This is a genomic window from Chryseobacterium viscerum (assembly GCF_002899945.2).
Taxonomy (GTDB): Bacteria; Bacteroidota; Bacteroidia; order Flavobacteriales; family Weeksellaceae; genus Chryseobacterium; species Chryseobacterium viscerum.
Genome location: NZ_PPEG02000004.1, coordinates 388,529 through 406,888, shown reverse-complemented (window position 1 = coordinate 406,888; position 18,360 = coordinate 388,529). Strand labels below are relative to the sequence as shown.

The following is an 18,360-nucleotide window of genomic DNA, read 5'->3' as shown; positions in this document are numbered from 1 at the left end:
AGGATTATTAAATATTTTACAAACTTTTCAGTTTCTCTTCAAGGATCGCAATCTTATCCTGAGCATCTTTTTGTTTTTGACGCTCAATTTCTACAATTTCCGGCTTCGCATTGGCAACAAACTTTTCATTGGAAAGCTTTTTATCCACCGAAATTAAGAATCCTTTTAAATATTTCACTTCTTCTTCAGTTTTCGCCTTTTCTTCTTCCAAGTCTAAGTTTTCACTTAAAGGAATAGAAATTTCAGTTGCTCCAACCAGGAAGGTAAAACTTGGTTTATCTGTTTTCTGCCCAAAATGGATTTCAGAAACATTAGCCAGCTTTCTTATTACTGCTTCATTGGCAAATTCAGAAGCATTGGTATATACTTCAGCAGCTTCTCTTGGTGAAATTCCTTTTGTCTGACGGTAATTTCTAACTCCAGAAATCAATTCTGCTGCGGTTTCAAAGTTTTTAATAATTGCCTCATCAAATGCACCTGCTTCTTTCTGCTGAGCAACAACTAAAGCTTGCTCCATACTTCTTTCAGAAATAGTCTGCCATAGTTCTTCCGTTAAGAAAGGCATGAAAGGATGAAGCAGCTTCATCAATTCTTCAAAGAAATATATTGTTTTATGATACACTTCTTTAGAAATTCCTTCTCCGTAGTTTGGCTTAATCGCTTCAAGATACCATCCGCAAAAATCATCCCAAATTAATTTATAGATCAAATGAAGGGCATCAGAAATTCTGAATTTCTCAAACTGATCATTAATTTCAGCAATTGTTTTATTAAGCTTGTTTTCAAACCATTCAATAGCCTGCTGATCTGTAGCTATTGCTGGTTTATCTTCATGGTTCCACATGTTGATCAAACGGAATGCATTCCAGATCTTTGTCATGAAGTTTCTTCCCTGAAGCATCAAATCTTCATCAAAAAGAAGGTCATTTCCTGCTGCAGAACTCAATAGAATTCCTACACGCACTCCATCTGCTCCATACTTATCCATTAGTTCAATCGGGTCAGGAGAGTTTCCTAAAGATTTTGACATCTTTCTTCTCTGCTTATCTCTTACAATTCCTGTAAAGTAAACATTCTTGAACGGAACTTCTTTTCTGTACTCCAATCCGGCCATGATCATTCTGGCTACCCAGAAGAAAATAATATCCGGACCAGTAACAAGGTCAGAAGTCGGATAATAATAGTTGATGTCTTTATTTTCAGGATCAAGCAATCCATCAAATACAGACATTGGCCATAACCATGATGAAAACCATGTATCCAATGCATCATCATCCTGTCTAAGATTTTCTACCGTAAGATCAGCATTTCCTGTTTTCTGTTTCGCTAATTCTAAAGCTTCTTGCTTAGTTTCAGCTACTACAAAATCTTCGTCTCCTTCTCCATAGTAATACGCAGGAATTTGCTGTCCCCACCAAAGCTGACGGGAAATATTCCAGTCGCGGATGTTTTCCATCCAGTGCTTATAGGTATTTTTAAACTTTTCAGGATAAAATTTCACCTCATCATCCATTACTACATCCAAAGCCGGCTTAGCAATTTCAGACATTTTAAGGAACCACTGTACTGAAACTTTAGGTTCAATAACAGCACCTGTTCTTTCAGAAGTTCCTACTTTATTTACATAATCTTCAGCTTTAAGCAAAAGATCTTTTTCTTCTAATTCTTTAGCGATTTGTTTTCTTACATCAAATCTGTTTTTCCCCGCATAATGTAAACCATGCTCATTAAGATTACCATCATCGTCCAGAGCATCGATCATCTTTAACTGATGTTTCTGTCCGATTTCGTAGTCATTGATATCGTGTGCAGGAGTAATTTTCAAAGCTCCCGTTCCAAACTCAATATCAACATATTCATCCTCAATAATCGGGATTACTCTGTCAACGATCGGTACGATTACATTCTTACCTTTCAAATGAGCATATCTTTCATCATTAGGGTTGATACATACAGCGGTATCTCCAAAAATAGTTTCCGGACGCGTCGTTGCAACCGAAAGAAATTCTTCAGATCCTTCGATTTTATATTTAAGGAAATATAATTTTCCGTTTTGTTCTTTAAATATTACTTCTTCATCCGAGATATTAGTTTTCGCTTCCGGATCCCAGTTTACCATTCTGTAACCTCTGTAGATCAAACCTTTATTGTATAGATCTACAAAACTTTTGATAACCTGCTGCGAAAGTTTATCTTCCAAAGTGAAACGGGTTCTGTCCCAATCGCATGAACATCCCAGCTTTTTCAGCTGTTCAAGGATTGTTCCTCCATATTTATTGGTCCAGTCCCAGGCATGGGTTAAAAATTCTTCACGGGTAATATCTGACTTATTGATTCCTTCAGACTTCAATTTAGCAACAACTTTCGCTTCAGTAGCAATTGAAGCGTGGTCTGTTCCCGGAATCCAACAGGCATTAAATCCGCGCATTCTTGCACGACGGACCAGAACATCTTGAAGGGTATTATTCAACATATGCCCCATGTGTAATATCCCCGTAACGTTTGGCGGAGGAATTACCACTGTATAAGGTGGCTTGTCATTAGGCTCTGAGTGGAAATATTTATTTTCCAGCCAGTAGCTGTACCATTTCTGTTCTGTTTCCTGTGGGTTGTACTTTTCTGAAATCTGCATAAATTCTATTTCTTTGGCTTGCAATTTGCAAAAATAGTCTAAAGAAAAAAATTTTTAAGCATGAATTAAAATAATTTTTAACTTTGTTTCGCAAAATTTATCTAACAAACGTATTAACATTCAAGAATATGAAAAAACTAATTGCAGGAATTGCATTATTCGGGACATTTGCTCTAGCATCTGCACAAACAATTACATTTGATAAAACGACTTTCGATTATGGAAATCTTAAGCCTAACGCTGACGGTACAAGATTTTTTACGGTAACGAATTCTGGTGACAAACCATTGATTCTTTCAAATGTAAAGCCTTCTTGTGGATGTACAACTCCTGAATTCAGCCAAGATCCTATTATGCCGGGTAAATCCGCTAAGATCAAGGTTGGATACAACACTGCTATCCCTGGCCCTTTCAACAAAATGATTGAGGTTTTCTCTAACGACCCTGCAAATAACAGAAGTGTAATTTACATCAAAGGTAACGTAGACGCTAACGCTCCTGAGCCAAAAGTATTGACTCCTGCTGAGCAGAAAGAAGCTGCAAAAGCTGAGAAAAAAGCTGCAAAACTAGCTAAAAAGGCTGCTGCAAATTAATCTCTACTCAAAAAATAAAGAAACCGTCTCAATAGAGGCGGTTTTTTTATTACATTTATGTTTCATTAGGTAGCAGGTGATAGAAAATAGGCAGCAGATGTCAGAAAATTTCTATTAAGTTTTGGCTGAAGCCCTATGAATATTTATATATTTTGAAGGCGGGGCTAAAGCCCACCCCTATTGAATTTAATAACTGCATTTTTTTAATTTTTAATCTTAAAAATATATGGACACCAATTTCTCAGATGACTTTAAGGTAAACGGAAAATTTTCCATCAAAAAAACATCAACCTCATATAAAGGAAAACTCACCAAAGAAGAAGGGGGACAAATGCTTATTCAGGAGAAAGAAAAGCTTCGTGAGCTTCAGGAAAGATTATATGCAGACGGAAGCCAGTCTCTTCTGGTTGTATTACAGGCTATGGATGCCGCCGGAAAAGACAGTATGATAGAACATGTTTTCGGAGGGGTAAATCCACAAGGGTGTAATGTGACCAGCTTTAAAACACCAAGTTCTAAAGAATATTCCCATGATTTTTTATGGAGACATTATCTCGCATTGCCTCAGAAAGGAATGATTGGAATTTTCAACCGTTCACATTATGAGAGTGTTTTGGTCTGCAAAGTACATCCAGAATATAATTTAAGTGAAAAAACATGGTCTTCTGTAAAAGACTTTGATAATAAGTTCTGGGAAAACAGATATGAAAGTATCCGGAATTTTGAAAAACATCTTGCTCAGAATGGAACAACTGTCGTAAAAATATTTTTAAATGTTTCTAAAGACGAGCAGAAAAAAAGACTTCTGGACAGAATCAATGAACAGGAAAAAAACTGGAAATTCTCTGCGGCCGATCTTCCGGAAAGAGAATTATTTGATCACTACATGGAAGCCTATGAAACCGCGATCAATGAAACATCCAAGGATCATGCCCCATGGTATGTACTTCCTGCTGACAATAAATGGTTTGCAAGAGTTGCTGCTATACAGATCATCATTGATACCCTTGAAAAAATGAATCTTAAATATCCTACCCTTTCTGATAAAGACCAACAGGAATTATTGGAAGCAAAAAAACAATTGGAAAACGAGTAAATTGTGGTGGAAGGTGGAAGCTTGAAGAGTGGAGGTTTAAAAAGCTTCACTCTTCAAGCCTCTAACTTCCTTCTTTTTAAAAAAATCACGAGAAAATCTATAAGCCGGATTCTGTACCTCCGAAGAAGTGCCTGTTATTTATCTACGCCTTACATTGCTACAAGACTTGAGCTGATTACCCCTCGGTTTTCAGGACGAGCCGCCCCTATTTCCATTACTGAAAAGAACCGATATACTTACCATTGCACCGCAAAGAGTTTACCTGGTTTCACTACAGCCGAACTGTACTTGCTTTCTGTTGCACTTGTCCTACCCTCACGGGTGACGGATGTTATCCGCTTTGCTGCTCTATGGTGTCCGGACTTTCCTACCTCCTGCAAAAACAGGAAATCAACAAGCTGATTTTCTCGCGGAGGCAAAGATACATAAATTCTGTGGTAAAAAGGTGAAGAGGCAAAGGAAGCTCAGAACACGGAGAACAGAATTTCGCTCATCCTTCTTTTTTCAATTTTATCTTTTCACGATTTTGAATGATATTTTTCACCAATTACCACTTTATTATTATCTTCGTGCCATTATATATCTATGGATTCCAGAGAAAAAGAATTTGCGCAGCTTATCAAGGATAATCAGGGACTGATTATCAAAGTATCGCGTCTGTACACCAATTCTCTGGAGGATGAAGAGGATCTTTTTCAGGAAATCGTGTTACAGCTCTGGAGAAGTTATGATTCCTTTAAAGGAAATTCCAAAATTTCCACATGGATGTACCGTGTAGCGCTCAATACAGCCATTACCCTCTTTAGAAAAAAAAGCAAAAGTCTTCCTACCAACGAACTGGACATCAACCACAAAGATTTTGTGGAAGATGATGATGAAAAACAGCAACAGGTATCACTTTTGTATACTGTAATCAAGACTCTCCCTAATGTGGAAAGAGCTATTGTCACGATGTATCTTGATGATCTGCCTTACAAGGATATTGCAGAAAACCTCGGAATCACTGAAGTCAATGCACGCGTGAAAATGAACAGATTAAAGAAAACCCTTAAAGAACAGATGGAAAAATATGCCTGAATTTGATTTAGATAGCTTTAAGAAAACCTGGCAGGAACAAGCTGTTCAGCCCAAATATGACAACAAGGAGATCCTCCAGATGTTGAATAGAAAGTCACGCAACTACATCAAGTACATTTTCTGGATCAGCGTTGTAGAATTCCTGTTCTTTTCTGTATTGGGTCTGTTTTACTTTTTTCAGGAAGAGGAATCTGAAAGTTTCCGTAAAATGCTGGAAAGACTGGGAGCACAGGAAGCACCTGAAGTAGAAAACAACTTCGGTCATGTTTATTTGGCGATAAAAGTTTTAAGCTTGTTGATCACCGCTTATTTTGTTCTAAAATTTTATCAGAATTATCGCAGAATAAAGATTGAGGAAAACCTCAAGGGACTTATCACCCGAATTATTAAGTTCAAAACAACCGTCAATGCATTTATCCTCATCAGTATTGTATTATTGATTGCCTTTACCTTCGTATTGTCGGCTTTCATCTTCTATACATTGAATGCTCAGAACATACAGCCTACCAGCTCTAATCTTACCATTATTATCGTAGGCATAGTGGTGAGTACCTTATTGGCTATATCCATGATCTGGTTATATTACCGGCTTGTATATGGTACCATTATTAAAAAGCTTGATAAAAATTTAAAACAACTTAAAGAGATAGATTCTCAGGAAAGTTAATATTCATAGGCATAGTTCGGGATATAATTATTAATTTTAGCCCACCAAATCTTAAACTATGCCCTTATCTTATGTTTATGGAACTTCTGAGGTTCCATTATTAGGACAGACCATTGGAGCCAATCTTAAAAGGACTGTCGAAAAATACCCCCACCAGGAAGCATTAGTCTGTGTTCATCAGAATTACAGAGCTACTTACCAAGAATTTTACAATCAAACAACAGCTGTTGCAAAGGCTTTATTGCTTTTAGGAGCAAAAGCGGGTGACAGAATCGGAATATGGTCTTCCAACCGATATGAATGGGTACTTCTGCAGTATGCCACCGCGAGGATAGGAACTATTTTAGTGAATATCAATCCGGCCTACAGAACCCATGAACTGACGTATGTTCTTAATCAATCTGAAATTCGTTTTATTTTTTCTTCTTTAAGCTTCAAAACCAGTAACTACAAAGAAATGGTGGAGTATGCTAAAGAAGTATGCCCCTCCCTCGAACATGAAATATTTTTTGATGAAAACTGGGAAGAGTTTGTCAATAACGGACAGGATATTTCAGATGAATTCCTTCACAGCTTTGAAGAACATGTACAGTTTGACGATCCTGTCAACATTCAATATACTTCAGGAACTACTGGCTTTCCAAAAGGAGTAACTCTTTCCCACCATAATATTTTAAATAATGGATATTTCATTGGTATCAGACTAAAATATACTGAAAAAGACCGTGTCTGTATTCCTGTTCCTTTTTATCATTGCTTTGGTATGATTATCGGAAATATGTGCTGTACCGCACATGGAGCCTGCATGGTTATTCCCAACGACAGTTTTGATCCCGACATTACCTTAAAAGCCGTTTCGGACGAAAAATGCACCTCTTTGTATGGGGTACCTACTATGTTTATTGCTGAACTGGCGATAAAAGATTTTGAAAAGTATGATTTTTCAAGCTTAAGAACGGGAGTTATGGCTGGCTCAGTATGTCCGCCGGAAATCATGAAAAAGGTGGAGAACCTTATGAATATTAAAGAAATGAGCATTTGCTACGGAATGACGGAAACTTCACCCGTATCTACTCAAACTTTAATAGGAACACCATTGGAAAAGCAGGTGGGCACTGTAGGAACCGTTCAGGATCATCTTGAAATCAAAATCATTGATGAAAATGGCAGAACCCTGAAGCGCGGGGAGCATGGTGAGCTTTGCACAAGAGGTTATTCTGTGATGCTGAAATACTGGAATGATCCTGAAAATACGAAAAAAGTACTGGATGATGCCCGCTGGATGCATACCGGAGACATGGCCGTAATGGACGAAGATGGCTATATTACTATTTCCGGAAGAATAAAAGACCTCATCATCCGCGGTGGAGAAAATATTTCGCCCAAAGAAATTGAAGATTTTTTATATACATATACCAACATCCTGGATGTTCAGATCATTGGAGTCCCGAGTGAAAAATACGGGGAAGAAGTAATGGCCTGGGTAAAAGTGAGAAAAGGATTTACCATCACCGTTGAAGAACTTCATGAATACTGCAAAGGAAGAATAGCCCACTATAAAGTCCCGAAATACTGGAAGTTTGTAGATGAATTCCCAATGACTATTTCCGGAAAAATAAGAAAGGTGGAGATGCGGGAAGTTTCTATGAGAGAATTAGGGATGGAAAATGTAAAAAATCATAGCTAAAACTCCGTTTTTTCGAAAAAAAAATCAATAACTCTAATTTTTTTGGAAAAATTAGAGTTATTAAAACACGAACAAGTGAAAAATATGAAAAACAGACACTCTGTCAAACTTTAGATTAAATATAAATTTGATACATATTTTTCCACTTAAACCACAAATAACCATAAAATACAAACAAAAATGATAAATATGATAAATATTTTATTTCATTTTTTTCCTTATCAGGTGATTAATATGAAATAAAATAATATATTTACAAAAAAGCTGAAACATGAAAATTGTATTGGTACTAAGTACTCTCTTGCTTAGTATAAGTATTTATTCACAAAAAATATCAGGGAAGGTTGTCAATGAAAATAATGAAGTTGTTTCTTACTGCTCAGTAAGCTTGGAGAATATAAATACAAGTACAATTACAGATATCAATGGTAACTATTCAATAGAAATCCCTGAAAATGCAAAAAAAAGTGATTTTATCATTTTTGAATCCAATGGTTATGAAGATAAAAAGGTTACCCTGCAAGGAATAACCACAGATGCCAATATCAAGTTAAGCAAAAAGACCAATGCTATTCAGGAAATTAATATAACCGGAAAAAAAACAAAGAAAGACGTTCTGGGGGCTAAAAGCAGGCCCATGCTCACTTTTTCTAAAATGTTTGATCAAAATGTTCCTACCATTGAACAGGGACAAATATTCAACATTTATAAGTGGACTAAGCTTAACAGCTATAATTTTTTCATTATTCCGAGCTCTAAATTCAAAGAAATTACTTTAAAGCTCAATATATATTCTGTAAAAAATAATTTACCCGATGAATCTCTCCTTCAGGAAAATATAATATTTAAAACCAATACTACAGGCTGGCAAACCATTGATCTGGAAAAATATAAACTCATTTATAACGACCTGGACCAGCTGGCGATTACCTTACAGCTTGTAGAAAATGTACCCCAGGATAATATAGATTTCGTATTTGGAATCTCTGCAAAAAAAACATTGTCCAATGACTTGCTGTTCCGTTATCAAAGTCAGGGAAAATGGGAAGCCGGCGGAGGAAGCTTTATCTCCAATATTGATATTAATTATATGAAGGATAAAAAGGAAAGCGTTTCTAATAATGTAGGCCCAACAGACAACAGCCCTGAGGATAAGATGCTGATGGATTATTATCAAAATAAAGAGAAGGCCAAGAAAACTGTTTATGGAAAAAATAAATCCGGAAAATATATTGACCTCAAGAATGCTAAAATATATTATGAAGAATATGGAAGCGGAGAACCACTTGTCCTGCTTCATGGGAACAATGGCAGTATATCAGATTTCTATAACCAGATTCCTGATTTGGCCAAGCAATTCAAAGTGATTGTATTGGATACAAGAGGACAAGGAAGAAGTACAGATCTTTCCACAGAGGATTATACCTATGAAGAGTTTTCTGAGGATTTATTAGCCGTAACAAAAGAACTTAATATCAACAAATTCAATATCGTAGGATGGAGCGACGGTGGAATTACAGGTTTGTTATTTACCATTAATCATCCTGATTTAGTTAATAAGCTGATCGTTATTGGAGCGAATACCAATCCTGAAGGCATAGAGCCTAAAACCCTGGATATCTTCAAAAAACAGCTAGAAATAAAAGATGCTCCTAACCAAAGATTAATAAAACTGATGGTTCAGCATCCTCATATAGAAACAGAGCAGCTAAAAACAATTAAAAACCCTGTTTTGGTTATCGCAGGAAGCAATGATGTGATCAAGGAAGACCATACAAAATTGATCAATAGCAGTATTCCCAACTCAAAGCTATTGATTGTTCCCGATGCGTCTCATTATGTTCCGTTTGAAAAACCGGACATACTCAATAAGTCGATCATCAACTTTTTAAAAATATAATTTAATTGATAATAAAGCGGAAACCGAAAAGCTAACGAGTAGGTACAAATTAAAATTTTTACACCATGAGCAAAAAGCTTACAAAAAAGTTAACTTTCAAAAAAGAAAAGTTATCTCATTTAAACTCTGAAGAAATGAAATCTGTAAAAGCTGGAAAAGAGCTAGTAACATCTGTTTTTGATTGTTCACACTGGACATGTACAGCTGGAAGCAGCAGATCTACAAACCTTTGCGTTTGTCCTGCTTAGTAAATCAGAAACATTTTACAAAAATTGTAGCTACTCCGTAAGGGGTAGCTGCTTTTAATAGCTCTATTATGGCAAATAAATTAAAAATAGGCCTTTTAGAATTTGGCATAAGAGAAAACTCACTCAACAATTCTAAGAAATCATTATACGATATCATTGACTATGCTACAAGAGCTGATGAACTCGGTTTCTCCAGATTCTGGGTTACTGAAAACTATTTTTCAAAAGCACATGACATGGCCTGGTCTACTCCCGAAATGCTGATTCCCATCTTATTAGGATTAACAGAAAAAATAAAAATAGGAATCGCCGGAGTTATTTTACCCTTACAAAGCCCATTCAGAGTGGCTCACAATTATAAGTTGTTATCCAGTTTATATCCCAAAAGATTAGATTTAGGGTTCGTTAAAGGACTCGTTGGTGAATATGATCTTCAATATTTTAATGTGGATGTAGATAAAGAAAACTACTTTTCGTCATTTCTTCCAAAGCTGGAATCTACATTAAGCTTTCTGAGAGAGGAAAGTGAATTTCTAAAAAAAGATTTAATTATCCCTCCTTACAAAGGAAATATTCCGGATGTATGGTATATGGGATCATCACACTCAGGCTTAAAAGTCGCTTTAGAGCATGATCTTAATTTTGCAAGATCCATCTTTCATGGAGAATCAAACAAAGATTATCTTAAAGAAGAATTACAAAATTTCAGAACAGAATATAAAGCAAAACATGGAAAAGAACCCTCAATGGTACTTACTTTTTCAGGCTGCTGTCATAAAACAAAACAAAAGGCGATCAATGTTGCTAAAAGGAGTACCAACAATGATATAAGCAATATAAGCCTTGTAGGAGACGGAAGTTTCTTTCAGGAAAAACTGCTGGAATTTAAAGAACTCTACGGATATAATGAATTTATGTTTAATAATATCTCGAAATCACACAAAGATTCTTTAACCGCTATAGAAATATTAAGCCAATATGTATAAAGATAAAATTGACTTCTTTTTGACCCAAATTTCAGAAAAATGTAATGAAGACCAAGGTGAAAACATTACATTCAGCCTGGGAAATGGGTATTACTCATTATTTTACAACAATGATGTTGAGATTGAAAAAATAGAGGAACTCATTGACATGGCTTCAGAAGCTTCTTATTCCTCATTTGCTACCGGCAGCTTAGCCATTATCTACTTCATGAGGCTTTTGCATAATGCCAATATTATTACGGATGAAGACATTGAAGATATAGAAGAAGATTCTATTGAGTTTTTCTTAGAATTACTTTCTGCCGCTGCAGACAGGAAGGAGTACGATTTATTTACAGGACTGATCGGATTGGGAATTTATTTTCTTGAAATTAAAAAATTCGATGCTGCGGCCAAAATAGTGTCTTATATAGACCATTTAAAACATGAAAGAAACCAATCCTTTTTCTGGATTGATCATATAGTAAAAGAAGACAATATCATTGACCTTGGTCTTGCCCACGGCCAGCCTTCTATCATCTCCTTTTTAGCTGAATGCTATCATAAAGGCTGTGAGAAAGAAACGTGTGCAAAACTGATAAGAGGAAGTGTCAACTTTCTAAAAGAACTTTACCAAGAAAATAAAGATTCACAATTCATATTTCCTTCAAAACTCAATATCGCCACAGGAGAGAAACAGTTATCCGAAAGGCTGGCATGGTGCTATGGAGACTTAGGCGTTGCAATAAGCATCTGGAAAGCTTATACCGTTTTGCAGGACGAAGATCTGAAAACGATGTGCCTTGCTATTATTCTGAATTTATCAAAAGTAAAAGCAGACAAGTCCGGGGTTTTCTACAGCCAAAAAAATAAGTGCATAGACACCGGAATATGCCACGGAACATCCGGAATCTCTCATATATTCAATAAATTCTACAGAATATTTCAAAATCCAGAACTGAAAGAAGCACACGATTACTGGATGTCCTTAACCTTACAACAGCTGGATAAAGGAGCAAAATTTCCTTATGACCTTAAGAATGACGAATGGGTAGAACACACAGGACTTTTGGAAGGTATTTCCGGAGTAGGAATGGTATTGCTTGACTATCAGTATCCCGATAAAGCCAGAGATTGGGATAAAATTTATTTAATGAACATAGGATGAAATACAACGATATAGAAAAACTGAACTTTTATCTGCTGAGAACACCACTTCTTCCCCAGAAAAATATTGATCAGTGGGAAGAGGACATCAATACAGAAAGCTTCCGTAATACCATTTATTTATCATCACCAGATTTATATGAACAGCTTATCAGCTGGGACGAAAAAAAACTGTCCAAAGAAAAAGCTGATAAGATAAAAAAATCTCTGCTTAAATATTGGCTGAGAACTCATTTCAGAACCATCCCTTTTGGAACCAATGCCGGTGTAAGTATGGGCGAATGGAGTGACAGCACAAGTATTATCCTTGACAAAGAACAGGATAAAATATATGCAAGACTAGATATGCAGCTTTTGCATGATATTACGGTAAAGTTGGAGGAGAATATGCATGTGAGAAAGGTTTGTAAATTCTATACCAACAACACGATATACAGCACTAAAAATAAGTACCGTTATATTGAGCCTACCATAAAGGATTCAGGGTTGAAATATGAAATTATTTCTACAGAAAAAAACAAATATCTGAATTCCATCATAAAAGCCTGTCAGGATGGCTTAAAGCTTTCCGCGATTATAGAAATATTAGTTAATCAGGACATTTCTTACGAAGACAGTTTCGACTATATCAACGAATTGATAGATTCAAAAATTCTTGTCAGTGAACTTTCACCCAAGGTTACTGACAAGAATTTTCAGGATTTTATGTATCAGTTTTTGAAAGATTTGAAAATTCCTTCAGATAAAGAAAATAATGAGGATGCAGAATTGATCCGCAGCCTGATTACCATTTTTGAAATTGTACAAAAAGCCAACAAAACCAATAACACATTTCTTGCTGTTGATCAGATTTCTGAAATATTAACCTCAATCGGGATTAAAAACCACAAAAAAAATATCCTTCAGACCGATTTACTGAAAGGCAAGACTTCCAATACGCTTGATAAGAAGATTTTTAAAGATTTTAAAAAAGTACTTTCGACGGTTTTTCAGATTGGAGCAGCCGACACGATTGATTCTCTGGATAACTTTAAAAAAGAATTTACGGCAAGGTATGACCAGCAGGAAATTCCGATACTATTAGCCCTTGATCCGTTATCAGGCATCAATTACCCTTTACATTCGGATAATGACAGCTCTAATCTGACAGACGGAATCCAGTTTAAGTCTGAAAATACCACCAATATCATTCAGGGATCCCTGAAATGGAACCAGTTTTTAGGAGAAAAACTAATTAATGCTCTGAAAAACAATGAAGATTTAATACAAATTACTCAAGAAGAAGTTCATCCATTTTTAGAAGAAAATAAAAATATTCCTTTCTCAATGTCTTCATTGGTACATATCTATGAAGATCAGGAAGGGCAGCCGGTTATTTTCCATAAATTCAGTGACGGACCTTCATCTTCCACGTATTTGGGACGCTTTTGTCATATGGACGACCTGCTGGAGGAATCAGTAAAAAATGCGCTGTCTGAAGAAGAGTCTTTCTTTGACGGGCAGATCATTGCTGAAGTGGTACACAATCCGCAGCCGAGAGTGGGGAATATTACAATCAGACCGCATTTAAGGAAACATGAAATCCCAATCATTAACCGTCACAATGCAGATAGCGAACCCATCTATCTGAATGACCTTATGATTTCTGTGAAAAATGACAGAATTGTTCTTCGTTCTAAAAAATATAATAAAGAAGTTATTCCAAGTCTTTCATCTGCGCATAATTATAACCTGCATAAAGTACCAATGTATCATTTTCTCTGTGATCTTCAGTACCAGCACATGACACCTTCCTACAACTGGAACTGGGGCATGTTTGTCAATTATGAATATCTACCCAGAATAATGATCCATAACGTGATTCTGTCGAGAGCTTCATGGCTGTTGGATTACGATAAAATATTCAAAGGCAAGAAGGCTTCTATTCAGGTTTTTAAAGAGTATTTAACGGAGAAAAATATTCCTGAAATCTGTGTTTTCACAGAAAAAGACATGGAACTTCCCGTATTTACAAACAATGCGCTGTCACTGGAAATTCTCTTTGACCATCTATTGAAGGAAAAGCAGATCAGGGTGCTGGAAAATATTTCCGGACAATACAATACTGTGACTAAGGATGAGAACGGAAATCAACACAGCAATGAATTTCTTATTCCATGGCATAATTCCAGCAGCAAAAAGAAGGATAAGCTTACCCTTTTCCCTGTAAAAAATACAGTGGTTAGAAATTTTGTTCCCGGAAGTGAGTGGCTTTTCTATAAGATCTACTGCAGTACAAAAGTTTCGGATCAGATTATTAAAGATACCATCTATAAATTCGCCAATGGACTTGTTAAAAAAGGAATTATACAAAAATGGTTCTTTATCCGTTACAGCGATCCGGATATGCACATCAGAATAAGATTCCTGACGACATCGCAGGACCATACTCTTTCCAGCCAGATCTATCAGTTGCTTGACAAATATCTGACCAGAGAAATGATTATCCATAAAATTGTTCTGGATACCTACAACAGAGAGATTGAGCGATATGGCGAAACTACAATAGATCAGATGGAAAGTATTTTTTACTTCGACAGCGAATGTGTCTGCCAGTTACTCAAAGAAGCTGAATACACAGAAACTCCCATCTGGAAAGCTGCCGTTGCAGGAATCAACCGTATTCTTGATGATTTCGGTTACCCTATAACGGAAAAAAGAGACATCCTTCACCAGCTCGCCAACGGATACGGAAACATGCTGGATGATCATTCTAAACAGACATTGAAAGATAAATATAGGGATCACAGACATCAGACACTAGAGCTTCTGACAGGTACAGATGAGTTCTCTAAAATTTTGAATACCAGAACAAAAAAAACAGCTCGTTACATTGCTGAAATTAAGGAACTGCAGTCTCCGCAGATGGTAAAATCATTGGTGGTGAGTTATATCCATATGTTTATCAACAGAACATTTGCTTCGAAACCGAATATCCATGAGTCTATCCTGTATTATTTTTTACATAAAAGCTATGACTCATTGCTGAATATTAAAAAACTGACATAAGATGACCAGAATCGCATTAATAAACTGTTATTTTGGCAAAAGCTGGCCTGAGTATTTCACTCATTTTTTATACAGCTGCAAATACAATCCGGATGTTGATTTTTTATTATTCACCAACCTGGAAGCGCCTTTCCATTTACCGAATGTCCATTTTATAAAGATCAATAATCTTGCTGAATTCAGTACAATGGCAAGCGAAAAACTGAACCTTGCGATCAACATTCTGGATGGATACAAATTGTGTGATTTTAAGCCTACTTATGGATTGATATTTCAGGAATATTTAAAGGAATATGACTTTTGGGGATACTGTGACATTGATATTATTTTCGGGAATATCCGATATTTTATCACAGAGAAATTATTGGAAAAATATGATGTTATTTCACCCCACAAAAACTATCCTGCCGGATTTTTCACCTTATTGAAAAACAATGAGCAGTGCATTAATCTATTCAAACAAAGTAAAGATTACGCCCATGTTCTACAGAATACCCGTCATTTCTGTTTTGACGAATGCAACTTTGAATTTAATCTTGTTCATACCAAAGATATTACAGAAATAACGACCGAAATTGAAAGTTTCACTCTTGTTGTAAGAAGGCTGGAGCTTCAAAAAGAAATCAAATATTATCATAAAAACATTGTTCAGGAGTTTGTTTATTCCAACGTAACCCATCATTGGGTAGAAGGTAATATTTTCAATACCGTAACGGAAAAGCAATACCTGCTGATTCACCTTATCAATCTTAAGGACAATCCGTATTTCTTTATAGATCCTTTTGAAGCAAAGGGCAATTTTTCAATTTCTCCACAAGGGATTCATTATAAATCTAATACAATTTCCTACCCATTAAAAAAGATCAGGAGAAAAATAGAGAAAAGAGTGACCCATGCACGGTACAGATTTTTACTGCTGAAATCTAAGCTTCTCGCTTATACCCAAAAACAGCATGTCAATTTTCTGGAAGAACAGTCCTACAAGATTGGAAAAACACATATTACCTTTTATCCACAGGATAAGAACAAGCTCATCATTATTAACGAAGGCGAAAACGTACTCCATTATAATCAATTTTCTCTTTATAAGCTTAAGGATAACCAATGGATCGGAGTAAGCAAAAAGAATATCAGTACTATTGATTTTCATTATAAAAACCAGGAAGATATTCCTTATAAAATAAGCATAAAGAGTATAAAGAATCGTATCACAGAGAATGCCTACTACATCTATTAAAAAACTTCAGCATTTATGATTGCAAAATATGATTATTTACTGTCCTTTAATTTTTTGTTGAAGAAATTTATACAACAGCATAAAAAGGCAGGAAAAATACAAGACTATACCCTATCGGTAGATGATTATAATTTCCTTAGCTTTTACAATATACTACAGAATGATTTTGATATTGAAGCAATGGTAATAAGGCTGGATGACTGGGAAGATATTGAAGAACTCAGTTTCCCGGCTATTGCTTTCTTAAAAATCAATGGAGGAATCTTTGCATTGATGAATGATTATAAAGATGGAAAAGTATATTGGGAAAGCAAAGAATACGGAAAACAGATCAATACATTCAGTCTCTTCAAAAAGATAAGTGACAATATATTTCTGATCTCTTAGTGGTATCAGATGAATTTAAAACACAAAAAAAGGTGAATATCTCTATTCACCTTTTTTATGTATTACGATTAAAGTTCTTTTCTTAATCTTGCGACCGGAATATTGAGCTGTTCACGATATTTTGCAATCGTTCTTCTTGCAATATTATAGCCCTGTTCTTTTAGAATAACCACTAAAGCATCATCTGTAAGCGGTTTTCTCTTATTTTCTTTGCTGATCACTTCCTGAAGATGGGTTTTGATCTCTTTGGTAGAAACCTCTTCTCCATCATCATTTGTTAAGCTGTCAGAGAATAGATCTTTAAGATATACAATCCCGTTAGGAGTATCTGCATACTTACTTTTTACTACCCTTGAAATTGTTGAGATATCAAATCCTGTGATATCTGCAATATCCTTTAAAATCATTGGTTTCAGCGACTTTTCGTCTCCACTGATAAAATAACCTTTCTGGAATTTTACAATCGCCGTAATCGTTTGTAACAAAGTATTCTGGCGCTGGTTAATCGCATCGATATACCATTTTGCAGCATCCAGTTTTTGCTTGATAAATAATGCAGCCTGCTTATGTTCCGATGAATTTTTATCATGAGAATAAGTCGTCAGAATATCTTTGTATTCTTCAGAAACTCTTAAAGTAGGTGCATTTTTGCTGTTCAGCATAGGAATTACCAGGCCGTCTTTTACCTGAATCACAAAATCCGGAATAATTTCCTGATTAATTGTAATCGTCTGGGTATCAAAGTTCCCTCCTACTTTAGGAGACAGTTTTGAAATTTCATCCAGGGCATCTTTAAGATCTTCTTCTTCAATATCATATTTCTGAATGATCTTATTATAATGCTTATTCGTTAAAGCTTCGAACTGATGTCTTAAGATATTGGCAGCCAAAGAAACGGCTTTATCAGAGCTTACTTTCTTTTCAATCTGCAGGAGTAAACATTCCTGAAGACCTCTTGCTCCTACGCCGGACGGATCCAGTTTCTGAACATAGTTCTCAAGGATATCCTCTACTCTTTCTTTCGTTGTATAAATTCCCTGTGAGAAAGCCAGATCATCCACAATAGACTTGATTTCTCGTCTCAGATATCCGTCTGTATCTAAGTTTCCGATAAGATATTCTGCAATCTTCAGATCTTCATCACTGATGTTCACCAGGTGAATCTGCTCTGTAAGATAGTCATATAAGGACTGTCCTTCTGTCAGAAGACTTTCGTTATCAAATTCCTCATCATCCGGAGAATAGTTACTGGATGCGGTTTTATAGCTTGGTTCGTCGTCATAGATATATTCATTGACGTCGAAATCTGTTTCAATGCTTTCCGTACCCTCATCCTGATAAGCGTCTTCCAGGGAAGAATATTCATCTTCCTTAGAATCTTCTTTTGCAATTTCCAAAGCTGGGTTTTCTTCTAACTCTCTCTCCAACTCCTCTTCAAATTCAAGAGTATGGAGCTGAATAAGCTTCATCAACTGGATCTGCTGAGGGGCCAGCTTCTGTCCTAATTTGAGTTGTAAGTGTTGTTTAAGCATATTCTTATTTGCGTTTTAACATAACATATTCTACGAATTTAATAAATTTATTTGATAAAAAACACATTTAGCATGATTTTTGCATTACTTATCCTAATATAATAAACTATTAAAGAATAAAAAA

At 35.7% G+C, this 18,360-nt stretch carries 14 protein-coding genes and 1 other RNA gene; 12 read left to right on the top strand and 3 right to left on the bottom strand.

What is annotated here, in order from left to right:
- Positions 1 to 16: 16 nt before the first annotated feature.
- Entirely contained in the window at positions 17 to 2,632 is a 2,616-nt protein-coding gene (locus C1634_RS11190; RefSeq protein WP_109738413.1) for a valine--tRNA ligase, read from the bottom strand.
- A 128-nt stretch (positions 2,633 to 2,760) separates the two neighbouring features.
- Between C1634_RS11190 and C1634_RS11185 the strand changes: the two genes are divergently transcribed.
- Positions 2,761 to 3,225 carry a DUF1573 domain-containing protein gene (locus C1634_RS11185; protein ID WP_103231659.1) on the top strand — a complete coding sequence of 155 codons (465 nt, stop codon included), beginning with the start codon at positions 2,761 to 2,763 and terminating at the stop codon, positions 3,223 to 3,225.
- Between the two features lie 226 nt (positions 3,226 to 3,451).
- Positions 3,452 to 4,321 carry a polyphosphate kinase 2 family protein gene (locus C1634_RS11180; RefSeq protein ID WP_103231658.1) on the top strand — a complete coding sequence of 290 codons (870 nt, stop codon included), beginning with the start codon at positions 3,452 to 3,454 and terminating at the stop codon, positions 4,319 to 4,321.
- A gap of 84 nt (positions 4,322 to 4,405) precedes the next feature.
- Here the strand turns inward: C1634_RS11180 and rnpB are convergent.
- An RNA gene (gene rnpB / locus C1634_RS11175) (RNase P RNA component class A) lies at positions 4,406 to 4,731 on the bottom strand.
- A gap of 175 nt (positions 4,732 to 4,906) precedes the next feature.
- Between rnpB and C1634_RS11170 the strand changes: the two genes are divergently transcribed.
- The 10 genes from C1634_RS11170 to C1634_RS11125 all read left to right on the top strand — a co-directional run bounded on the left by C1634_RS11170 (position 4,907) and on the right by C1634_RS11125 (position 16,704).
- A complete protein-coding gene (locus C1634_RS11170) occupies positions 4,907 to 5,398 on the top strand; it encodes an RNA polymerase sigma factor (RefSeq protein ID WP_103231657.1) in 492 nt (163 codons plus the stop codon).
- Complete coding sequence (locus C1634_RS11165) at positions 5,391 to 6,065, top strand: MFS transporter (protein ID WP_103231656.1); 675 nt, start codon at positions 5,391 to 5,393, stop codon at positions 6,063 to 6,065. Before C1634_RS11170 ends, C1634_RS11165 begins: the two co-directional genes overlap by 8 nt.
- 58 nt (positions 6,066 to 6,123) lie before the next feature.
- Positions 6,124 to 7,752, top strand: a complete 1,629-nt coding sequence (locus C1634_RS11160; RefSeq protein WP_103231655.1) for an AMP-binding protein — start codon at positions 6,124 to 6,126, stop codon at positions 7,750 to 7,752.
- Between the two features lie 271 nt (positions 7,753 to 8,023).
- A complete protein-coding gene (locus C1634_RS11155; RefSeq protein WP_109738412.1) occupies positions 8,024 to 9,652 on the top strand; it encodes an alpha/beta fold hydrolase in 1,629 nt (542 codons plus the stop codon).
- A 65-nt stretch (positions 9,653 to 9,717) separates the two neighbouring features.
- Entirely contained in the window at positions 9,718 to 9,900 is a 183-nt protein-coding gene (locus C1634_RS26525; protein ID WP_103231653.1) for a class I lanthipeptide, read from the top strand.
- 68 nt (positions 9,901 to 9,968) lie between these two features.
- The gene (locus tag C1634_RS11145) at positions 9,969 to 10,886 is read left to right on the top strand and encodes an LLM class flavin-dependent oxidoreductase (protein ID WP_103231652.1); all 918 of its coding nucleotides are present in this window, start codon (positions 9,969 to 9,971) and stop codon (positions 10,884 to 10,886) included.
- A 19-nt stretch (positions 10,887 to 10,905) separates the two neighbouring features.
- Positions 10,906 to 12,033, top strand: a complete 1,128-nt coding sequence (locus tag C1634_RS11140) for a lanthionine synthetase LanC family protein (RefSeq protein WP_228410059.1) — start codon at positions 10,906 to 10,908, stop codon at positions 12,031 to 12,033.
- Positions 12,030 to 15,080, top strand: a complete 3,051-nt coding sequence (locus tag C1634_RS11135; protein WP_109738411.1) for a lantibiotic dehydratase — start codon at positions 12,030 to 12,032, stop codon at positions 15,078 to 15,080. The genes C1634_RS11140 and C1634_RS11135 overlap by 4 nt, the downstream gene beginning before the upstream one ends.
- Position 15,081: 1 nt before the next feature.
- On the top strand, positions 15,082 to 16,317 hold the full coding sequence (locus C1634_RS11130; RefSeq protein ID WP_103231649.1) for a DUF6625 family protein: 1,236 nt from the start codon (positions 15,082 to 15,084) through the stop codon (positions 16,315 to 16,317).
- A 15-nt stretch (positions 16,318 to 16,332) separates the two neighbouring features.
- Positions 16,333 to 16,704 carry a hypothetical protein gene (locus tag C1634_RS11125; protein WP_103231648.1) on the top strand — a complete coding sequence of 124 codons (372 nt, stop codon included), beginning with the start codon at positions 16,333 to 16,335 and terminating at the stop codon, positions 16,702 to 16,704.
- Between the two features lie 68 nt (positions 16,705 to 16,772).
- Here C1634_RS11125 and rpoN read toward each other — a convergent pair whose 3' ends face one another.
- Positions 16,773 to 18,236, bottom strand: coding sequence for an RNA polymerase factor sigma-54 (gene rpoN, locus C1634_RS11120; protein WP_103231647.1), 1,464 nt, complete (start codon positions 18,234 to 18,236; stop codon positions 16,773 to 16,775).
- Positions 18,237 to 18,360 lie beyond the last annotated feature (124 nt).